We start from the raw sequence: 20,925 nt of genomic DNA on the forward strand, positions 1-20,925 counted from the left end.
CTATTAGATATACTGCGCAATTGTTATAATTGTTACATAGATCTTGTGGTTGTTAAGTTTTATGCTGTGTCGGTATTTATTTAACTAATTGATTTTAATCGGATTAAAAATTAAACACTCATTCTCTCGGTCGCTAAGTCATTGATTTTTATTGTTAAAAAAATATAGGCTTTAAAATTGTTGATGTGAAAAATTTGGTGAAAAAAATTTTCTGAAATTTTCTTAATTTCTGAGATTAAACTCTAGTTTCAACATTAAATGTAAACTGGATCACTTTAATGAACTGTATGTTTCGTTTTTAATTGATTTTGGAATTTTTATTTCATATAAAGGGCTGGTGCAGTCTATAGGCGGGATTTATTTCTCTTAGCTGAGTTTTAGTTTGCAGAGGCGACAGAGTTTGATCTCTGCACTCGATGAAAGCTGAATGAATAAGCGAACCAATTTGTCTACAAGGAATGGGATATGCAATTTGAAGAAAAAAAACTGGATTTGATTTGTCTGGGGAGAGTGGCGGTTGACCTATATGGGCAACAAATTGGCTCGCGATTAGAATCTATGGGGTCGTTCTCTAAGTATCTAGGGGGATCATCAGGCAATGTTGCTTACGGGACAGCAAGGCTTGGATTAAAATCGTCAATGCTTGCTCGAGTTGGTGATGAGCATATGGGGCGATTTGTTCGTGAGGAGTTGCAATCTGTGGGGGTTGATACTCGCCATCTCATTACCGATCGTGATCGTTTAACGGCTTTAGTATTGTTAGGCATCAAAGATGAGGAGACGTTTCCATTAATTTTCTACCGTGATAATTGTGCCGACATGGCACTCAGCGTAGACGATATTTCAGAATCTTACATAGCCTCTGCACGATGCTTAGCGATTACAGGTACTCACCTTTCAAACCCACAGACCCGAGATGCGGTATTACTCGCCCTAAAATACGCTCGTAAGCATGGTGTGAAGACTGCATTAGATATCGATTATCGACCCGTCCTTTGGGGATTAACTAGCCTTGGCGATGGCGAAACTCGCTATATCGATTCTGCTGAAGTGACGCATCAACTTCAGAAAGTGTTACCCCTTTTCGATCTTATTGTTGGTACCGAAGAGGAGTTTCATATTGCGGGCGGCTCCACAAATTCAGTTGTCGCTCTAAAGTCGGTTCGATCTGTGTGCCAGGCTGAACTCGTGTGTAAGCGAGGTGCGTTGGGTAGTTCTGTTTTTTCTGGTGATGTGCCTGATTCGCTGGATGAGGGCATAACTGTCGAAGGCGTTAAAGTGGATGTTCTTAATGTACTTGGTGCGGGTGATGCCTTTATGTCTGGCCTGCTACGAGGTTACCTCAATGATGAAGGTTGGGAGAAAGCTTGCGCTTATGCCAACGCGTGTGGCGCATTAGTGGTATCACGTCATGGCTGTGCACCAGCGATGCCTACTAAAGAAGAGTTAGATAACTATTTAGCTCGTGCCCAAGATGTATTACGACCAGATCAAGACAGTCAATTAAACCATTTACACCGAGTTACGACACGTCAAACTCAGTGGGATGAATTATGTGTTCTAGCATTCGATCACCGTAGTCAGTTTGAACAAATGGCCAAAGACGCAGGTGCTGCTTTTGACCGTATTTCCATATTGAAACAGTTAATTTATAAGGCTTCGTTAGCTGTCAGCCAAGAAGAGAGTCTGGCTGGAAAATTTGGTCTGCTCTGTGATGGTACTTTTGGTCAGCAAGTCCTTAATGTTGCGACCGGTACAGGTACTTGGATTGGTCGACCGATAGAAGAACCAGGATCTAGACCTTTGCAATTAGAGCATGGTGACATCGGCAGCCAGTTGCGTACTTGGCCATTAGAACATGTGGTGAAGTGTTTAGTGTTTTGCCACCCAGACGATGACATTGCCTTGCGTCTATCACAAGAAAAGACAGTTAAAGAAGTCTATGACGCGTGTTGCCAATCGGGTCACGAATTGCTGCTAGAGGTTATTTTACCTAAGGGAATGACTTTGGGGGATAAGCAGTATCTCACGCTGATGAATCAATTCTATTCCATTGGTGTTAAACCTGACTGGTGGAAATTACCGCCGCTTTCTGAATTGTCCTGGAAACAAGTGGAGTTGTTGATACAAGACAATGACCCACATTGTCGAGGTATTTTGATTCTTGGGCTTGATGCGCCATTAGATGAGGTACAAGCCGGCTTTAATGCAGCAGCAAATTGTCCGCTGGTAAAAGGTTTTGCGGTTGGGCGAACAATATTTGGATTGCCATCAAGTTTGTGGCTTGCGAATGATATTAATGATGAGGAGCTAACTAGCCAAATCAAGTCAAACTATTCGATCTTGGTTAGAGCGTGGCAGCAACGCAATGTATCTACATCTTGTCAGCCATCTTCACAATCTCGTCTTAAATCAGAAGCCGCACCTTCATTCATTTCCAACTAAAGGACTCAGTTATGAAAACTGTATTTAATTTTATCAATGGTGAAATAAGCGAATATCAAACGGAACGTGTCGCTCCGATTTTCGACCCCGCAACAGGCCAACAAACAAAGCAAGTTGCTTTAAGTAATAAAGAACAAACTGCACAAGCGATCGAATCTGCTCAACAGGCCAGTCTGGGCTGGGCCAAAACATCACCATTGAAACGAGCCCGTGTGCTATTTGCATTTAAAGCCTTAGTGGAGGCTAATCTTGACCGTTTAGCGCGCCTGATCTCTAGTGAGCACGAGAAAGTCTATTCAGATGCAGTCGGGGAGTTAGCTCGAGGGCTAGAAGTGGTTGAGTTTGCTTGTGGTATCCCACACCTACAAAAGGGTGAGCACTCTTCTAATGTTGGTACTGGCATAGATAGTCATTCATTAATGCAGCCATTGGGCGTGTGCGTTGGCATCACACCATTTAATTTCCCTGCAATGGTTCCTATGTGGATGTTCCCTGTAGCACTGGCTACGGGCAATACATTTGTCTTGAAACCTTCTGAAAAAGATCCTTCACTGGCGCTCGAACTGGCGTTGTTACTTAACGAGGCAGGGTTACCAAAGGGTGTCTTCAACGTGGTAAATGGCGATAAACAAGCGGTGGATGTATTGCTTACCGATGAACGTGTACAAGCGGTAAGCTTTGTTGGTTCTACACAGATTGCTGAGTACATCTATACGACGGCTTCTGCTCATGGTAAGCGTTGCCAAGCATTAGGTGGTGCAAAAAATCACTGCTTAGTGATGCCTGATGCAGAGCTAGATATGACGTCTCAAGCGATCATGGGAGCCGCTTATGGCGCTGCGGGTGAACGTTGTATGGCACTATCTGTGGTGGTTGCTGTCGGGGATGAAACGGCCGATCGTTTAACCGATAAATTACAAACGCAGATACAGTCTATGCGCGTTGGACCTGGGATTGTGGAAGGACCGGAAAATGATATGGGCCCTGTTATTTCGGCTGCTCATAAACAAAAAATCTGTGATTATATTTCAGAGGGAGAGTTGCAAGGTGCTGCACTTCTGGTTGATGGACGTTCGCTTGAAGTTGAAGGCCACAACGATGGGTATTTTGTAGGACCGACTTTGTTTGACCATGTCTCTCCTGAGATGACAATTTACAAAGAGGAAATCTTTGGTCCAGTGTTGGTGATCGTACGAGTGCCTAATTACGCAACAGGTTTAGACCTCATTAATCGACACGAGTATGGCAATGGTACGGCTATTTTTACTCGTGATGGAGAGGCCGCGCGTCAGTTTCAAGAAGAGGTATTGGCTGGGATGGTAGGTATCAATGTTCCTCTTCCTGTACCAATGGCATTTCATAGTTTTGGTGGGTGGAAGCGTTCGATATTTGGGCCTTTAAACATGCACGGTAATGATGGAGTTCGTTTTTATACAAGAATGAAAACTGTCACGAGTCGCTGGCCTGCCAGCGTGAGATTGGAAGAGCACACAAGCAGCTTTAACTTTCCGACTATGTAGTCGGAGCGATTTCTTTAGGTAGTTTCACGACAAGCAGTAGCTATTTAGGTTACTGCTTTTTGTATTAGAAGAGGAAGACACGCAGTTATTGCATTGGTTGATGTATTTAATTAATCGAAAGGATCTGTGCTTTTTAATCGACTACCTTGGTGCCGTCGAGAATACAATAAAAAGCCCATACTGTTACAGCATGGGCGAATATGACGTGGAGCAGTCATAACAAATAAAAACGCAGTAACACGGTTTACAATTTAGAAAACCTAATGTTTTGGAAGTGGCATAATGTTGAGAGGTGTCGGGATTATCAAGGTTGCTTCTGTTGCTTGTTGCACTTCTTCTGGCGTGTAGCCGGGGGCTATCTCCGTCAATATCATTTGGGAGTTATGAATGGATATCACGCCCATCTCTGTGATGACCATGTCGACCTGATTAAGTGCGGTTAATGGCAGGGAGCAGGTTTTAAGAAGCTTGTGTTTACCTTTCGCCGTGTGCTCCATTGAAACGATGACTTTTTTCGCGCCTACGACTAGATCCATAGCGCCTCCCATCCCTGGGACCATTTTCCCAGGGATAATCCAGTTAGCAAGATTACCTTGCTCATCGACTTGCAATGCTCCGAGAACCGTTACGTCGACATGACCACCTCGAATAATAGTGAAGGAGTCGGCACTGTTAAAATAGCTTGCGCCTTTGGTTGCGGTAATCGGTTGTCCACCGGCGTTGACTAAATCGGCGTCAGTATTACTGTCGTCAGCAATAGTATCAATACCGAGTAATCCATTTTCAGATTGCAGTATGAGCTCGACTTCCGAGTCAATTTCATTTGCAACCAAAGAGGGCATGCCGATCCCCAAATTCACGACGTCGCCGTCATGCAGTTCTTGAGCTACTCTCCAAGCAATATTTCGACGTATAACTGTCTTGTCGATAATCTTGCCCGCCAAAGGCGTATCGCCATAAGTAGGTTGAGGTTTACAGATAATATCCGTCATTATTTCGATTCCTTTTGATAGACGTAATCTACAAATAGACCTGGGGTATGAACCGACTCTGGTTCGATGTCGCCAAGTGGAACAATTGTTTCAGCTTCAACAATCACGAGGTCGGCAGCGGTCGCCATTAATGGATTGAAGTTTTGAGTGGTTTTCTTGTAAAACACATTTCCTTTGGTATCGACAACTGAACCGCGTATAAAAGCAAGGTCCGCGCGCAGAGGTTTTTCTAGTAAATAATCTTCCCCATCAATATTGATAACTTGTTTACCCTCAGCCACCATAGTGCCAAGGCCTGTTGGGGTGAGAATGCCGCCAAGTCCAGCGCCTCCTGCGCGAATACGCTCGGCTAATGTACCTTGTGGCACCAGTTCAACATCTAGCTCTTGATTGTTCATTTGGTGCCCCGTTTCTGGGTTGGTACCAATGTGAGAGGCATAGAGTTTTTTGATGAGTTTTGCTGCAATAAGTCGACCGGAACCAGTGGTTTGAGTCCCTGTATCGGTCGAAATTAGTGTGATGTCTTGGATGTTGTGCTCGAGTAGTAGGTCGATAAGGCCCTCTGGTGCTCCATTTGCCATAAAGCCGCCAATCATTATGGTCATCCCATCATGCAATTTTTCCGCAATCTCGTTGGCACTAATTTTTTTTCTCATAATTCGCCCCTATACAGAGTTGGCTCATCGCCTTGTCTAACTTAATTTTTGGTATGACTGCTGATGATAATTTTTACGCAGTCATGCTATTTGTTTTTTACTTGCTCGTTTTTTACTTTGTCGTATAGTACTTAGCTACGAACAACGTTTGATGATTACGGCAGTACCCATGCCTCCACCGATACATAAAGATGCTAAGCCATAGTCTTGTTGCTTTCTCTCTAGTTGATACGCCAAGCTGACAAGAATACGGATCCCAGATGCACCAAGTGGATGACCTAAAGCAATAGCACCACCGTTATGGTTTGTGCGTTCTAGGATCCAACTTTGATCAACGTTGTGTTTCTCTGCGAGCTGCTTTGTAACGCCGATAGCTTGAGCTGCAAAGGCTTCATTAAGCTCAAAATACTCGATGTCTTGCAGTGAAAGATTGGACTTTTCCAGTGCATTAGCGATCGCGGGAACGGGACCTAGCCCCATAATTTCCGGAGATAAACCTGCTTGAGCGTAGCTAACGATTTCTGCCATCGGCTTTAGTTGGTATCGCTCCACGGCTGATTTGGATGCCAAGATGATCGCGGCTGCACCATCGTTGATACCCGAGGCATTTCCTGCTGTAACAGTGCCATCTTTTTTAAACGCTGGGCGTAAACGACTAAGACTCTCTGATGTGCTATCGGTCTTTGGATATTCATCAAGCTCGACGGTGTATTGTTTTCGACGCAACGATACTTCTATTGGTTCAATTTCACTTCTAAAACCGTGGCTCTCTAGTGCACTTGCTGCGTTTAGCTGACTTTTGAGTGCAAACTCATCTTGCTCTTCACGTGAAATAGATAAGGATTCTGCAATGTTTTCTGCAGTGATACCCATGTGATACTGATTAAACGCATCGGTTAAACCATCGGTAATGATGGTGTCTTCTAACGAAATATTTCCCATACGAACGCCACTTCTAACTTTGTGCGTTTGTACAAATGGGGCTTGAGACATGCTCTCCATTCCGCAGGCAACAACGATCTCAGCATCACCCGCTTTGATATGACTTGCCGCATCCATGACCGTTTTCATCCCACTTCCACAAATCATATTGAGTGTGTATGCAGGGACCGTTTCTGGAATACCGGCTTGAATTGAGGCTTGGCGCCCCGGTCCCATACCAATACCAGCACTGAGTACATTACCGACTATCACTTCATCAATAAGCGTAGGGTCGATATGACATTGACTGATTGCACCTTTAATTGCAGCAGCGCCTAGTGTGGGTGCAGAAACTGAAGATAGTGCGCCGTTGAAGCTGCCAATCGGTGTACGTTTCGCTGCTACAATGTAGATAGGTTCCATCGTAATATCCTGTATCAAGGTAAAGCTGAGTTAACAGTTCAATGAGGTGCTGAGAGTTCGTAAATACACAAAACGCAGCGTGCGGTTATTCTTTGTTGATGAATTCATTCTAAAGGCACTGAGAAAGAGGTGTTATAGCCGTTGGTAGAAACGCGGTTTGCATAAATGCAACATGAGGCTGCAAGTAATTGGCGTATATTACTTGAGCGTTATTTCTACGAATTAACGCTAAATCGAATGGAGAATAGTCATGAATAGCTTAATTGCATGCGCACCTTGTTGTTGGGGCGTGGAGTCTGCCACTAACGTCCATAATCCATCATGGAATACCGTTGTCGTGGAAAGTAAAGCTGCTGGATATCAAGGAATAGAGCTTGGCCCATTTGGATATATGCCTCTAGAGGGAGAGCTTGTTAATACGGCGATCAAAGCTAATGGTTTGGTGATCTGTGCTGGTACACTTTTTGAACCGCTTTCATCTTTAGAGCATAAAGAGGGCATCTTGAACCGAACACATGATTTATGCTCGATGCTTCAGCGTATTGGCAGCAAAAAGCTGGTCGTGATTGATTGTGTAAATGATGTGCGCAGTGCATGCGCTGGATTGAGTGACGAAGCTCCAAGATTAGGCAACCAGCTCTGGGACATAATGATGCAAACCATTCGTGATATTGCTGCTATCGCGAAACATTATGATATTCGTCCTGTCGTTCATCCTCATGCTGGTGGCTATATAGAGTACCGTGATGAAATTGACCGAATGTTGGTTGATTTATCGAGTGAAGAGGTTGGGCTCTGTTTAGATACTGGTCATCTGTATTATGCCGCCATGGATCCAGCGAAAAGCCTAATTGAGTACGCATCTCGATTAGAATATGTTCATTTCAAGGATATCAATGACGCCGTGTTTTCCGATGTTATCGAAAGCAAGGTAGGTTTCTGGGCTGCTTGCGCACAAGGAGTGATGTGTCCTATCGGTGAAGGTGCGATCAATTATGCCGAAGTACTGTTGGCTATCAATCAAATCGGTTATTCAGACTGGATCACTATAGAACAAGAGCGTGATCCCCAAAATTCTGATGGAACGTTAGCCGATATCAAACGCAGTCGATTGTTTTTGAGTCAAAAAGGGTTTGGTTAATGGTTAGGAATGGCATTGCTAAAAGAACCTTTTTCAACAAAGGGTACAGCACATGCTCATTGTGACTGAGCCTTGGTTTTATGTGACTGCGATTCCCGCCGTGTTGATTTATGGAATTGGCAAGGGGGGATTAGGCGGTGCGCTAGGTATTATTGCTGTTCCCCTTATGGCAATAACCATTGCACCTACTCAAGCTGCTGCCATCTTATTGCCAATATTGTGTGTAATGGATGTGTTTGCGGTAAAACATCATTATCGTAATGCTGATTATTCAGTCATTAAGAACATGCTTCCTGGGGCGGTTGTTGGCGTCATCTTGGCAGGGTTGTTTCTGAGTATTACACCTGAGGCTGGATTGAAGTTACTCATTGGGCTTCTTTCTCTGCTATTTTGCGGTCAGTATTTACTCTTGGGTGTGGATGAGAAAAAAGCGGGTGGAAAAATAAGTGCGTGGTTTTGGAGCACGTTGAGTGGTTTTTCTAGCACTGCGATTCACGCGGGCGGTGGGCCAGCAAGTATTTACATGTTGCCATTGAAACTTGATAAAGTTGTTTTGGTAGCGACCATGGCCGTATTGTTTGGCTTAGTCAATTTAGCCAAACTTGTTCCTTATGCTGCCTTAGGTGAATTCGATACGATCAATATGATGACGGCATTGATTTTAATGCCTCTCGCTCCTGTTGGGGTTAAGTTAGGAGTGTGGTTGTTGCATCGCGTTAATCAAATATGGGTGTATCGATTGTGCTATCTATTTCTCTTTATCTCGGGAGTGAAACTGACTGTTGATGGGCTAAATTGATGACTTAGAATACTGTAACCCGCACTATCAATACTGGACACCAAGCAAAGCGACTTTCCCATACCTGTAGTTATTCATGGAATGCTAATTTAGCAAACTTACTGACACGGAATTGTCCAGAAACGTGTTACTGCTCACCAAGCGATTCTGTCGTACTACTAAATCAAAATTGTTAGATTATGTATGAGTCCGCACATTTAAAAAGAGGATGCCACTGGCATCCTCTTTTTTTGCTTATGTCTAAATGACAATATGACTCTTAACCAGATCGGTGACTTTTTCCAGTGCTTCTTTGCGCTCTTCCAAGTAGTCATACCGATCATAGATACCCTCGACTCCTTTCAGCTTATGATTTAAACAGCGCTCTGCGATATGGCTAGGAACTTTTACCGAAGCGAGTAGGCTGCGGCAGGTGCGACGTAGATCGTGAACCGCAAAGTGTTTGATATCCCCCATTTTATTTGGTGGTTGTACCTTACGACCGGGCTCTCGACCAAATAGCTTTGAAATAGCTCTGTTCAATGTGTCTTTACCCATGTGCGGTACTTTGCTTTCTCTTCTGTTAGGGAAGACGTATTCCGAACCACAAGCTCGCATATACAGTTCTTTAAACCACTGTATGCACAGCTCCGGAAGCGGAATAGTGAAACCTGTCCCAGATTTGCTTCGCTCCGCTGGTAGGTGCCATAAAGCATTATCTAGATCGAACTCAGTCCACTTTGCTTCTGTTAGCTCTGATTTACGAACGCCAAGACAAAGAAGCAGAGCACAAGCTAGGTAGTTGTCTCTATTGAAGCTATAAATGTTTTGGTTGAAGACCGAAAAAACATGTTTAATCTCTTCCAGTTCTAAGACCCGATCTCGGCTCTCTTCAATACCACCAGCATCATAGTTAGAAAATGCTAGTGCAGGGTTAGACTCAATAACACCAATCTTCATACCGTGTTTAAAAAGCTGCTTGCAGTACATTAGCGTGTCGTTAGCTGTGGTTGGACGGCCACTGTCAGCGACTATTTGGATGATGTTGCGGATATCTAAAGGTGTAACACGTTTCAACGTGTATTGACCAATTTGTGGAGAGATCTCTTTCTGATAGATACGCTTAGGTATATTGGGGTGCTTGAGCCTTTTGGACAAATCCTTGTACCAGTCTTCGAAGAGATCATCGATTATTTGTATATCGGCTTGCTTACTCCGTTTTCTTTCTGCAATTGGGTTAATCCCTTCGCTTATTTGCTTTCGAAGCTCAGATGCTTTCAACCTTGCATCTGCAAGAGAAAGCTCATCGACCTTGCCAATAGTCACCTCCTTTCTTTTCTTAAAAAGGGTGTACCTTAGCATCCAGTATGGTCGACCTATTCTAGGAATCATTAGATAGAAACCATCACCATCGGCATGACGACCTGTTTTTTGGTCTTTTACTATCGCCTTAACTTGGTTGACAGTGAGATTACTCATCTCTATCTCCTTGAATTTATAGCTCTAATCGAAGTTATCATTACATCACCCTCCATAAGTGGGGAGTATGTTGTGATATTTATACTACGGTGGGGAGTAAATAGCAAAGTGCTACCCACGATACTCCCCGTTTGTTCGTGGCTGTTGATGAATTTTATGGATGTATATGGATTGTGAAAATAACAAAGCCCTTATAAATAAGGGCTTTGTGGAAGTGAGTGGAGTGTAAGGGAATCTATTCTATATTTTGAATTTGCTCACGCATCTGTTCGATAATAACTTTAAGCTCGACGCCCGATGCGGTGATGTCTGTGCTGATAGACTTAGACGCTAGCGTGTTTGATTCGCGGTTGAACTCTTGCATCATGAAGTCTAGCTTACGGCCACAAGCGCCACCTTTCTTCAATACGACATTTGCTTCTTTCACGTGAGAGTCTAGACGGTCTAGCTCTTCTGCTACGTCTGACTTCTGTGCTAGCAAGATAAGCTCTTGTTCAACACGAGAACCTTCCAGTTCAATTTTCGCATCTTCAAATTTATTGAGTAGACGTTCACGTTGCCACTCTAGGATTTCAGGCATGCGTGCACGAACTTTCACGACTTCTGCTGTGATTGCATCTAAGCGCTGTACAATAAGCGCCTTCATGTTCTCACCTTCACGAGCACGAGCATCGATGAATTCTGTAATGGCATCGTTGAACGCTTCAAGTAGGTCTTTGTTGATGGCATCCATGTCTTGCTCGGGTGTTTCCATCACGCCAGGCCAGTTCATGATTTGGAATGGGTTCAAACGGCTGTTTTCACCCGTCATCGTCATGACTTGGTTAGCGGCATTTATGACTTGTTGTGCCAAACCTTCGTTAATGCAGAGTTCGCCCTTCGCAGCCGGATTTGCTTCAAAGCGTAGGTTACATTCAACCTTACCGCGTGCGAGACGCTTACGGAAACGCTCACGTAGGATTGGCTCTAAACCACGGAACTGTTCAGGCATGCGAAAGTAAGTTTCTAGGTAGCGTTGGTTAACACTACGGATCTCCCATACTGCGCTGCCCCAATCGCCTTTTACTTCTTTGCGTGCGTACGCGGTCATACTATAAATCATCGAATTTTCCTGTCTTTTATCATTCTGAAAATAACGCGCACACATAGTAGCACGGTATGGGGTGTACCCGAAGTCTATCGCCTTTGATGATGGATAGCTTTGCACGATAAACTGCTATATAATCTTGCCCCAATCAAAACTGTCTCACCCCTTTCTTAGGTGATGCACTCTTTCGATAGTTAATCACTTCAGACTGTTAATAAGGTAGATACCGATGCGTCCAAATGACCGCGCTGTAGATCAAATTCGTCCAATTAAAATTACTCGTAACTACACAGCTTATGCTGAAGGTTCGGTATTAGTTGAGTTCGGCAACACTAAAGTTCTATGTAATGCGACGGTAGAAGAAAACGTGCCGCGTTGGTTAAAAGGTCAAGGAAAGGGTTGGGTAACGGCTGAATACGGCATGCTGCCACGTGCAACGCACACTCGTAACCGTCGTGAAGCGGCGAGCGGCAAGCAAGGGGGTCGTACGATGGAAATCCAACGTCTGATCGCGCGTAGCCTACGTGCTGTTGTTGACCTGAAAGTTATGGGTGAAATCATGATCACTGTCGATTGTGATGTTATCCAAGCTGACGGCGGTACTCGTACTGCGTCTATCTCAGGTGCCAGCGTTGCAATGGCGGATGCTATCAGCACTCTTCTGGCAAGCGGTAAACTGAAAAAGAATCCAATGAAAGGCCACGTAGCGGCAGTTTCTGTGGGTATTGTTGGTGAACAAGCACTGTGTGACCTTGAGTACGTTGAAGACTCAGCAGCCGATACCGATATGAACGTTGTCATGACGGAAGACGGTAAGATGATTGAGATTCAAGGCACCGCAGAAGGCGAACCGTTCAGCCACGAAGAGCTGATGCAGCTTTTAGCCCTGGCGAATAAGGGTATTGCTGATATTGTTGAAGCGCAGAAGTCGGCGTTAGCAGAATAATTATTAGATAGCTCCTTTTTTAAGGGGCTATTTTTTTATTTTCGTCATATATAACTCTACACCCGCGTTAGCTGCAATTTTTCACCCTAATCACATAGGTCCCCTATGCTCATAGGGCTGAAAAACCTTGCTGCCTTGTTGTAGAGCTATCTATTTAGAAAATACATCATTGTTAGCTTCCTGAGCGATTGGAAGTTAGGAACTGGAAAGTAAATTAATTTAGAGGAAAAACATGAAAGCATATCAACGTGAATTTATTGAATTTGCACTAGAGAAAGAAGTCCTTAAGTTTGGTGAATTTACTTTAAAGTCTGGCCGTAAGAGCCCTTACTTCTTCAATGCTGGATTGTTTAATACCGGTAGTGACCTAGCACGCTTAGGTCGTTTCTATGCCGCTGCATTAGCGGATTCAGGCATTGAGTTCGATGTGCTATTTGGCCCTGCATACAAAGGTATCCCAATCGCGACAACAACGGCGGTTGCCTTAGCGGATCACCACGATGTGGACACGCCTTACTGTTTCAACCGCAAAGAAGCGAAGAACCACGGTGAAGGTGGCAATCTTGTTGGTAGCGAACTTGAAGGCCGCATCATGTTAGTGGATGACGTGATCACTGCTGGTACGGCGATCCGTGAGTCGATGGAAATCATTCAAGCAAACGGCGCTGACTTAGCGGGTGTGCTGGTTGCGATTGACCGCCAAGAAAAAGGCAAAGGTGAATTGTCTGCGATCCAAGAAGTAGAGCGTGATTTCGGCTGTGCAATTATCTCAATTGTTAGCCTGACTGATCTGGTGACTTTCCTTGAAGAGAAAGGCACAGACGCAGCACATTTAGAGTCAGTAAAAGCGTACCGCGCTCAATACGGCATCTAATTGCCAAACGGCAAAAGCAAACAGGCCCGAGAGATGACTATCTTTCGGGCCTTTTTTTGACTTAAATATTACGGGGTAGAGCAAGGCTCACTTATTTGTAGCGAATACCGCGTTCAACGTCAGGGTCTTCCATGGTTTTGAAGCGCTTGTGTAGCCACATCCATTGCTCTGGCGCCCTTAAGATAACCTTCTCAAGATAGCGGTTTATATAGGCAGCCGCAGCTTTGCTGTCTTTTTGTGGATAGTTTTCTTCGATTGATTCGTCGGCCATGATTTCATATTGGCCCTCTGCATTTCTAAATCCGGAGCCGGGAACAAGCGCACATCGGCTAGTGTAAGCCAGAATGCTAGTGCCCGTTGTGGTGCAGGCATCCGGTACCGCGAAGAAAGGAACAAATACAGACTTGTTCCGGCCGTAATCATGATCAGGTAAATACCACAGGGTCTCCCCTTGGCGCAGCATTCGAATCATGAGTTTGACATCTTTTCTGTGAATAAGACGATTGCCATTTTGAGTTCGGCCGCGGTGTTGAATGAATTCATATGCTGGGTTGCTGTGTGGGCGATAAACACCTAATCCAGAAATACCGAGAACAGCCATTGCTCGCGCGGTGATCTCTAGGTTCAAGGCGTGCACACAACACAGAAGAACGCCTTTACCATTGGCTCTGTGAGTACGAAGCGCTTGGGTGTCTTTATCGATGAGGAGCCTTTGGAAGCGCCAAGTTGGCCAAAACCATGTAATGCCGGTTTCGATCAGCGCCATACCGGTATTTTTTAAATTTTCACTGGCCATCGCAGCCACTTCGTCGGATGACTTGTCTGGGAACGCGAGTTCTAAATTTCGGGTTGCCACGGCCACGCGCTTTTTGGCAAAGAGAGTCCCGAGGACTCCCAATGATCGCCCTAACAGAAACAGTATCTTATAAGGCAGCACGTTAACGATAAGTGCCAATAAACCAAAGCCAAGCCAAACGCCCCAATATTTAGGGTGGAGCAGTGCCAGAGTAAAAGGTGGCTTAGTCATCGCGAGTTGTGTCGTGTTGCTAGCCGGAGAAGTTTTCGTCGTCATAACCTATCACTTAAGAGTGGGGGATTACTTAATTTGAGCACTTAGTAGAGCCCAATAAGCATCAAAATTTTCTGTCGGTTGATATTTGAAGTCAGAACGCACAAATCGATTGAGACTGCCTTCAACTTGACCGAGCAGTTGAGCGGCTAAAATCTTCTCATCAACTGGGAATGATTTCGCTTCGCGCAGTTTTCTTTCACGAAGAATTTGGCGCAGCTGAGTTTCAATACGCTCAAAAAGTTGATTGATTCGTTCACGCAGACGCTCATTTTCAAACATTAGAGCATGGCCAGATAAAATACGAGTCAAGCCTGGGTTGCGCTCAGAAAAGACCAAGATCAATTGCATGACGAGGCGGATACGTTCAAGAGTGTCTTTTTCTTCATCAAGAATACGGTTGATTCGAGATATCAATGCATCTTCAATGAACTCGATCAGGCCTTCAAACATGCGGGCTTTACTTGGGAAGTGGCGGTATAACGCAGCTTCAGATACGCCGACTTGCTTAGCCAATTTTACCGTTGTGATACGAGAAGCCCCTTCCGTTGACTCTAACATTTGTGCCAGAGCTTGCAGGATTTCTTCACGACGGTTTGATTTTCGAGTACCAGCCATCTATTTACTTCCTTTCCTAAAGATGAGGATTGAGTGAAGCAGGATTATAAACACCATTCGATTCTGTTCCTAGTTTTGTAAGCGCTAGGTCAACAGAATCGAGAGGTGTCAGTATATTGTTAGCGTCACATTGTGCGTTTACACATCAATAAGCTGCTGGATTTGGTCGAGGATCTGAAGGCTGAGTGTGTACTTACTCTCCAGTGGTAAGGATTTATCGCCGTCTTTCCAGTAAAGGTGCAATTGATTACGGCTACTGTTAAAGCCTTGGCCTTCGACAGAGACATCGTTGGCGCAAATCATGTCGAGGTTCTTTCTTTCCAGTTTGCCGCGCGCGTATTTCTCAACATCTTGCGTTTCAGCGGCGAAGCCGACGGTAAATGGGCGGTCTTCGTTCATTGAAGCGACAGAAGCGACGATATCAGGGTTCTTCACCATCTGAATGGTCATGTCATCTTTGCCATCGACCTTTTTAAGCTTTTGGTCTGCGATGGTCTCTGGGCGATAATCGGCAACCGCGGCGCAACTGATGAAAATATCGTGTTGAGCAGCATGGGAACTAACGACGTCAAACATCTGTTGCGCGCTGTCTACATCAATACGATTAACCTTGTTTGGTGTCGCTAATGTTACCGGGCCACTGATTAGAGTCACCGTTGCGCCTTGTTTCGCAGCCGCTTCAGCCAATGCATAGCCCATTTTCCCTGAGCTGTGGTTGGTAATGTAGCGCACAGGGTCGATAGCTTCACGCGTCGGTCCCGCAGTTATTAAGACTGAACGGCCAGTTAAAGGCTTAGGCTGGAAGAAGTCTTCACAACGATGCACGAGCTGCATCGGCTCTAACATGCGTCCCATTCCTACATCCCCACAGGCTTGTTCGCCAGCCGCGGGGCCCCATATCTCACAACCACGACGTTTTAGCGTTGCGATGTTCTCTTGAGTGGCAGGATGACGGTACATTTGTTGGTTCATTGCTGGAGATACCGCAACTGGCGCATCGGTCGCTAAAACCAAAGTCGTCAGTAGGTCATTCCCCATGCCTGCTGTCATGCGCGCAATCAGATCTGCCGTTGCGGGCGCTAATAAGACCAGATCAGCCCATTTCGCCAGTTCAATGTGCCCCATCGAAGCTTCCGCGGCAGGATCAAGCAAACTATCAGACACTGGCCTTCCAGAGACGGCTTGCATGGTCAGCGGAGTGATGAACTCTTTGGCGGCATTCGTCATCACGACTTGCACCTGTGCCCCACGCTCAATCAGGCGTCGAGTCAGTTCGGCACATTTATACGCAGCGATACCACCACTAATACCAAGGAGGATTTTTTTTCCTGCTAGGCCTTGTTGGTCAGCGCTACTCAGTTGATTACCTAATGTTTGCATGATTCTGTTCCTTAATTTCTCTGAGACTAACGATATCAGAACAAAGGATTAGTGCCTAGAAGCAGAGCGTGAACAGCGTTGACACTCATCAAGTTGGTGTTATCAAACTTATCAATTACATCTTTTTGTTAGACATTCGTGTTCTTTATATTGTTCTGGCCGTGCGGCGGTCATAAACAAACTAGGCTAGAGGATCGTGTTTATGACCAACGGACGAGCTTTTATATGCCGATAAATAAAATACCGCTTGAATCGATGCCGAGAGAAAAGTTATTGAGTCGAGGCGCTGATTCTTTGAGTGACGCCGAATTGTTAGCGATATTTCTTCGAACCGGTACACAAGGAATGAACGTGTTAGAGCTGTCTGATAAGTTGATCAAAGATTTTGGGTCACTTCGCCACCTGTTTTCTGCAACCGAGACCGAGTTCTGTGCTCATAAAGGGATGGGGCAGGCTAAATATGTTCAATTGCAGGCGGTTTTGGAGATGACGCAGCGCTATCTAGCGGAAACGTTATCTCGAGGAGATGCATTAACCAACCCAAGTCATACCAAGCTCTATCTTTCGAGTATGTTGCGTGATCGCCAGCGAGAAGCCTTCTATATACTGTTCCTCGATAATCAAAATAGGGTAATAAAGGATGAAGTGATGTTTGAAGGAACCATCGATGCGGCGTCGGTTTACCCTAGAGAAGTCGTGAAACGGGCACTTCATCATAATGCAGCGGCATTAATTCTAGCGCATAACCATCCCTCTGGTGTTGCAGAGCCTAGCCCCGCAGATAGGCGAATTACACGACGATTAACCGACGCCTTAGCGCTGGTGGACATCCGAATTCTCGACCATTTTGTCATTGGAGATGGTGAAGTGGTCTCTTTTGCAGAGCGTGGATGGATTTGAATCACATTTTAGGTTGTTAGTTACGTTAAATCTGCTATTATTCCGCCCACATTTTTAGACTTAAAATCAGCTCTGATTACTCAAGCAAGCTGCGCTGCACAAAAAAAGATCACGAAATCCGTAAAAAGGATCTGTTCGGGTCTTGAGCAATGCGTGTCAAGTTAGTATAATGCGCGACCTTTGATAGCCTTGTATGGATTTTCCATAACGGTTTTTACCTTCTATTTTAATTGATAGAGAGGTTCGGCCACCAAGGTTGATATCGAGCTGAAACGATTGGAGAAGACATTCATGTCCCGAGTATGCCAAGTAACTGGTAAGCGTCCAGTAACGGGTAACAACCGTTCACACGCACGCAATGCTACTAAGCGCCGTTTTCTGCCGAACCTACAAACTCATCGTTTCTGGGTAGAGAGCGAAAAACGTTTTGTTAAACTACGTCTAACTGCTAAAGGCATGCGTATTATTGATAAGAAAGGCATCGATGCTGTTCTTGTTGATATCCGTGCACGCGGCGAAAACGTTTAAGAGGAATTAAGCAATGGCTAAAGGCATTCGTGAGAAAATTCGTCTAGTATCTTCTGCAGGTACTGGTCACTTCTACACAACTGATAAGAACAAGCGTAACATGCCAGGCAAATTTGAGATCAAAAAGTTTGATCCAGTAGTTCGCCAACACGTTATGTACAAAGAAGCTAAAATCAAGTAATTGATGCTTTTTTGCTCTTCTTCAGTAGAAGACAGAATTGAAAAACCCAGCTTAATCGCTGGGTTTTTTTATGTTCAAAATTTGAGTCGTTTCAACCTTTTTAATCACATATCTGTGAATCCCATCAGTCGTGGATTCGATACTGCGCTTGATAGGTAACAGCCATACACATTGGGTCTAGATTTAATCGAGGGCTACCCATCATAGAAAGTGTCCCCCTTTTCACGATATACTGATCGCTCAAATAGTTAGATGAGCAGAATCAGATGAGATATCGTGGACGCCGATGGAACAACATACTCATGTTAAGCGTGATTGTTTTTATTGGGGTGTTAAACCTTCCCACATTGATCAAAATGTACCTTATCGAACCTGAACAGCAAATCAGTAGCCCTTACCCTTTTCTCTTAAACCCAACCGCAGAAATTCAGGCCTTGCATGCCGCTAAATGGTCTATCGTATTAGAAGACGGTGATTGGGTTTATCAAATGCAAGAGTCGGGTAACAAGCAAAGCGTGAGTGCTCGCGAGTTATTGCAACGCTGGCAACAGCTTATAGGTACTGAAGTCGATTCGAAAACTTATAGCGAGCTGGCTCCTCAGCTTAATACGCCACACACTATTGAAGTATGGTATCAGCATCAAGAAGAGCCTCAGCGTATTACCTATTATCAATTGCCTGAGTTCTGGTTGTTAAAAAACTGGAATAATCAGTGGTTGGCGGTGTCTATTGAAAAGAGCTACTTGTTTCCAAACCTTAGCTCAGACAATTCCTTGATATTGGACGACTAACTATGCCTGAATTACCCGAAGTCGAAGTAAGCCGTATGGGGATCTCGCCTCATTTAGTCGGCGAGACCATTAAAACGCTTACCTTTCGCACCCCAAAGCTGCGTTGGGATATCCCACAAGAGCTTAAAAAGCTAGAAGGTCAGGTGATTCGTTCTATCTCACGTCGCGCAAAGTACCTATTGATTGAGACAGATACAGGCACGGCCATTGTTCACCTCGGCATGTCGGGCTCACTGCGCGTATTAGATGCTGACTTCCCAGCAGCAAAGCACGATCACGTGGATCTTACGCTCACTAACGGTAAAGTCTTACGCTACAATGACCCACGTCGTTTCGGTGCTTGGTTGTGGTCTGCTCCTGACGAAATACACCCGGTCTTACTGGGTTCTGGCCCTGAGCCGCTCACTGACGACTTTAATGCAGACTATATCGCTGAAAAGGCAGAGAAACGTAAAGTTGCTGTTAAGCCATTCATCATGGACAATAAAGTGGTGGTGGGTGTGGGGAACATCTACGCTAACGAAGCGCTATTTGCTTCACGCATCAACCCTTTGCGCTCGGCAAGCAAAGTGACAAAACAAGAGTGGGTCTTATTAACCCAAGAGATCAAACAAGTGCTTGCTAACGCCATCAAGCAAGGCGGTACAACTCTGAAAGATTTCGCACAAGCGGATGGCAAGCCGGGTTACTTTGCTCAAGAGTTACAAGTTTATGGTAAAGCCGGCGAAAAGTGCCCTCACTGTGAAGCTCTGATTCAAGAGCTGAAAATAGGCCAACGGAACACGTTTTTCTGTGAAGAGTGCCAAGTATAAAAAAACTGAACCTATGTTCACTTTTTTACGCTAGTTGATGGGCGGGCTAATCGCTACAATGACACTAATGATATGAATTGAGAATAACAGAATGAAATATTTAGTAACTGGCGTTGCCGGGTTTATTGGCTCTGCCGTATCAGAGCGACTATGTGCAGCAGGCCATGAGGTTGTCGGTATTGATAACTTAAATGACTACTACGACGTCTCTTTAAAGCATGACCGTCTAAAACGTATCGAACATGAAAACCTAACCTTTATCGAGCTGGATCTTGCTGATAGAGAAGGCATGGCTACGCTGTTTGCTGAACAAAAATTTGACCGTGTCATTCATTTAGCGGCGCAAGCGGGTGTTCGCTATTCTATTGATAACCCAATGGCCTACGCTGATAGCAATCTTGTTGGCCACTTAGCGATTTTGGAAGGCTGTCGCCATAACAAGGTTGAGCACCTCGTTTACGCTTCATCAAGCTCTGTTTATGGCTTGAACCAGAAAATGCCATTCCACACAGCAGACAGTGTTGACCACCCGATCTCATTGTATGCCGCGACTAAGAAGTCGAATGAGCTAATGGCACATACCTACTCTCATTTATACGATGTGCCGACGACAGGCCTTCGTTTCTTTACCGTCTACGGTCCTTGGAGCCGCCCTGATATGGCGATGTTCAAGTTTGCGAACTTAATTGTAGCGGGTAAAGAGATCGACATTTACAACAACGGCGACATGATGCGCGACTTCACTTATATCGATGATATTGTTGAAGGTATCATTCGTGTTCAAGATCGTATTCCAGCCAAGCAGCCAGATTGGACGGTAGAGCAAGGCTCACCAGCGACCAGTTCTGCGCCGTATCGCGTGTTTAACATCGGTCATGGTAGCCCGGTTAAATTGATGGATTACATCGAAGCATTAGAAAGTGCTCTAGGCGTTGAAGCGAAAAAGAACTTCATGCCAATGCAACCGGGTGATGTGTACGCAACTTATGCTGATACTGAAGATCTGTTTGAAGCGGTTGGCTACAAGCCTCAAGTTAAAATCCAAGAAGGAGCGAAAGCTTTCGCGGATTGGTACCGTCGTTATTATCAACTTTGAGTTTGAACTAGGTAATGAAAATAGAATCAATCGAACATTTTGACATTGCTATTCAAGGTCGCTCTGTCATGTCCCTTTGTTGTCTTGCTGTAAAGCAGTTTTTTAGGCGAGGTTGTGTGCTTTTTAAAGGTGTTGATGGTAACTGTATATCTATTGAAAAGTTAGCCTCTAAATCAAAGGTATTGATCGATATAAGAAAGCGTTCAAAAGGTAATAAAGTTATTTTTGAAGCAGGCTTTTCTGGTAGAGTAGATATAAAAATATCAGGCGATAACAATACATTCTATG

General features: G+C 44.7%; 21 protein-coding genes. 13 read left to right on the plus strand and 8 right to left on the minus strand.

Features of this window, described 5'->3' with window-relative positions; translation table 11 throughout:
- The first annotated feature begins 465 nt into the window (after positions 1 to 465).
- Both L4B77_RS16310 and L4B77_RS16315 read left to right on the plus strand, forming a co-directional pair.
- Positions 466 to 2,445: a bifunctional 5-dehydro-2-deoxygluconokinase/5-dehydro-2-deoxyphosphogluconate aldolase gene (locus L4B77_RS16310; RefSeq protein WP_394609920.1), complete on the plus strand. Its 1,980-nt coding sequence runs from the start codon at positions 466 to 468 to the stop codon at positions 2,443 to 2,445.
- An 11-nt stretch (positions 2,446 to 2,456) separates the two neighbouring features.
- Positions 2,457 to 3,965 (plus strand): CoA-acylating methylmalonate-semialdehyde dehydrogenase, encoded by a 1,509-nt coding sequence (locus L4B77_RS16315; protein WP_429751727.1) that lies wholly within the window; start codon positions 2,457 to 2,459, stop codon positions 3,963 to 3,965.
- 260 nt (positions 3,966 to 4,225) lie between these two features.
- Here L4B77_RS16315 and L4B77_RS16320 read toward each other — a convergent pair whose 3' ends face one another.
- The 3 genes from L4B77_RS16320 to L4B77_RS16330 all read right to left on the minus strand — a co-directional run bounded on the left by L4B77_RS16320 (position 4,226) and on the right by L4B77_RS16330 (position 6,957).
- Entirely contained in the window at positions 4,226 to 4,957 is a 732-nt protein-coding gene (locus tag L4B77_RS16320) for a 3-oxoacid CoA-transferase subunit B (RefSeq protein WP_394609918.1), read from the minus strand.
- Positions 4,957 to 5,613 (minus strand): CoA transferase subunit A, encoded by a 657-nt coding sequence (locus tag L4B77_RS16325; protein ID WP_429751730.1) that lies wholly within the window; start codon positions 5,611 to 5,613, stop codon positions 4,957 to 4,959. Before L4B77_RS16325 ends, L4B77_RS16320 begins: the two co-directional genes overlap by 1 nt.
- 135 nt (positions 5,614 to 5,748) lie before the next feature.
- A complete protein-coding gene (locus L4B77_RS16330; RefSeq protein ID WP_050633221.1) occupies positions 5,749 to 6,957 on the minus strand; it encodes an acetyl-CoA C-acetyltransferase in 1,209 nt (402 codons plus the stop codon).
- Positions 6,958 to 7,207: 250 nt separating this feature from the next.
- On the opposite strand from L4B77_RS16330, the gene L4B77_RS16335 reads away from it, so the two are divergent.
- Positions 7,208 to 8,098 (plus strand): TIM barrel protein, encoded by an 891-nt coding sequence (locus L4B77_RS16335; protein WP_429751732.1) that lies wholly within the window; start codon positions 7,208 to 7,210, stop codon positions 8,096 to 8,098.
- Positions 8,099 to 8,150: 52 nt separating this feature from the next.
- Positions 8,151 to 8,897 carry a sulfite exporter TauE/SafE family protein gene (locus L4B77_RS16340; protein WP_429751734.1) on the plus strand — a complete coding sequence of 249 codons (747 nt, stop codon included), beginning with the start codon at positions 8,151 to 8,153 and terminating at the stop codon, positions 8,895 to 8,897.
- Between the two features lie 240 nt (positions 8,898 to 9,137).
- Here the strand turns inward: L4B77_RS16340 and L4B77_RS16345 are convergent, their stop codons facing one another.
- Both L4B77_RS16345 and L4B77_RS16350 read right to left on the minus strand, forming a co-directional pair.
- On the minus strand, positions 9,138 to 10,355 hold the full coding sequence (locus tag L4B77_RS16345) for a tyrosine-type recombinase/integrase (protein ID WP_429751736.1): 1,218 nt from the start codon (positions 10,353 to 10,355) through the stop codon (positions 9,138 to 9,140).
- A gap of 235 nt (positions 10,356 to 10,590) precedes the next feature.
- On the minus strand, positions 10,591 to 11,457 hold the full coding sequence (locus L4B77_RS16350) for a YicC/YloC family endoribonuclease (RefSeq protein ID WP_429751738.1): 867 nt from the start codon (positions 11,455 to 11,457) through the stop codon (positions 10,591 to 10,593).
- Positions 11,458 to 11,671: 214 nt separating this feature from the next.
- Between L4B77_RS16350 and rph the strand changes: the two genes are divergently transcribed.
- Positions 11,672 to 12,388: a ribonuclease PH gene (gene rph / locus L4B77_RS16355; protein WP_261838610.1), complete on the plus strand. Its 717-nt coding sequence runs from the start codon at positions 11,672 to 11,674 to the stop codon at positions 12,386 to 12,388.
- 232 nt (positions 12,389 to 12,620) lie between these two features.
- The gene (pyrE, locus tag L4B77_RS16360) at positions 12,621 to 13,262 is read left to right on the plus strand and encodes an orotate phosphoribosyltransferase (RefSeq protein WP_429751741.1); all 642 of its coding nucleotides are present in this window, start codon (positions 12,621 to 12,623) and stop codon (positions 13,260 to 13,262) included.
- 91 nt (positions 13,263 to 13,353) lie between these two features.
- Here the strand turns inward: pyrE and lpxL are convergent, their stop codons facing one another.
- The 3 genes from lpxL to coaBC all read right to left on the minus strand — a co-directional run bounded on the left by lpxL (position 13,354) and on the right by coaBC (position 16,329).
- The gene (lpxL, locus tag L4B77_RS16365) at positions 13,354 to 14,334 is read right to left on the minus strand and encodes an LpxL/LpxP family Kdo(2)-lipid IV(A) lauroyl/palmitoleoyl acyltransferase (RefSeq protein WP_429751743.1); all 981 of its coding nucleotides are present in this window, start codon (positions 14,332 to 14,334) and stop codon (positions 13,354 to 13,356) included.
- Between the two features lie 24 nt (positions 14,335 to 14,358).
- Positions 14,359 to 14,949, minus strand: coding sequence for a nucleoid occlusion factor SlmA (gene slmA / locus L4B77_RS16370; protein ID WP_372039676.1), 591 nt, complete (start codon positions 14,947 to 14,949; stop codon positions 14,359 to 14,361).
- A 138-nt stretch (positions 14,950 to 15,087) separates the two neighbouring features.
- On the minus strand, positions 15,088 to 16,329 hold the full coding sequence (coaBC, locus tag L4B77_RS16375) for a bifunctional phosphopantothenoylcysteine decarboxylase/phosphopantothenate--cysteine ligase CoaBC (protein ID WP_429751746.1): 1,242 nt from the start codon (positions 16,327 to 16,329) through the stop codon (positions 15,088 to 15,090).
- A gap of 225 nt (positions 16,330 to 16,554) precedes the next feature.
- Between coaBC and radC the strand changes: the two genes are divergently transcribed.
- The 7 genes from radC to L4B77_RS16410 form a co-directional block, all read left to right on the plus strand.
- Positions 16,555 to 17,229, plus strand: a complete 675-nt coding sequence (gene radC / locus L4B77_RS16380) for a RadC family protein (protein WP_372039679.1) — start codon at positions 16,555 to 16,557, stop codon at positions 17,227 to 17,229.
- A gap of 291 nt (positions 17,230 to 17,520) precedes the next feature.
- The gene (gene rpmB / locus L4B77_RS16385; protein ID WP_004728407.1) at positions 17,521 to 17,757 is read left to right on the plus strand and encodes a 50S ribosomal protein L28; all 237 of its coding nucleotides are present in this window, start codon (positions 17,521 to 17,523) and stop codon (positions 17,755 to 17,757) included.
- A 13-nt stretch (positions 17,758 to 17,770) separates the two neighbouring features.
- On the plus strand, positions 17,771 to 17,938 hold the full coding sequence (gene rpmG / locus L4B77_RS16390; protein ID WP_002535344.1) for a 50S ribosomal protein L33: 168 nt from the start codon (positions 17,771 to 17,773) through the stop codon (positions 17,936 to 17,938).
- 266 nt (positions 17,939 to 18,204) lie between these two features.
- Entirely contained in the window at positions 18,205 to 18,729 is a 525-nt protein-coding gene (locus L4B77_RS16395; RefSeq protein WP_429751749.1) for a hypothetical protein, read from the plus strand.
- Between the two features lie 2 nt (positions 18,730 to 18,731).
- A complete protein-coding gene (gene mutM, locus L4B77_RS16400; RefSeq protein ID WP_261838617.1) occupies positions 18,732 to 19,541 on the plus strand; it encodes a bifunctional DNA-formamidopyrimidine glycosylase/DNA-(apurinic or apyrimidinic site) lyase in 810 nt (269 codons plus the stop codon).
- 91 nt (positions 19,542 to 19,632) lie between these two features.
- Positions 19,633 to 20,637, plus strand: a complete 1,005-nt coding sequence (locus L4B77_RS16405) for an NAD-dependent epimerase (protein ID WP_429751751.1) — start codon at positions 19,633 to 19,635, stop codon at positions 20,635 to 20,637.
- A 14-nt stretch (positions 20,638 to 20,651) separates the two neighbouring features.
- Positions 20,652 to 20,925: hypothetical protein (locus L4B77_RS16410; protein ID WP_429751753.1), on the plus strand; the 274-nt coding region annotated here is incomplete at its 3' end.

Source organism: Vibrio minamisatsumaniensis, assembly GCF_050337445.1.
GTDB classification, from domain to species: domain Bacteria; phylum Pseudomonadota; class Gammaproteobacteria; order Enterobacterales; family Vibrionaceae; genus Vibrio; species Vibrio artabrorum.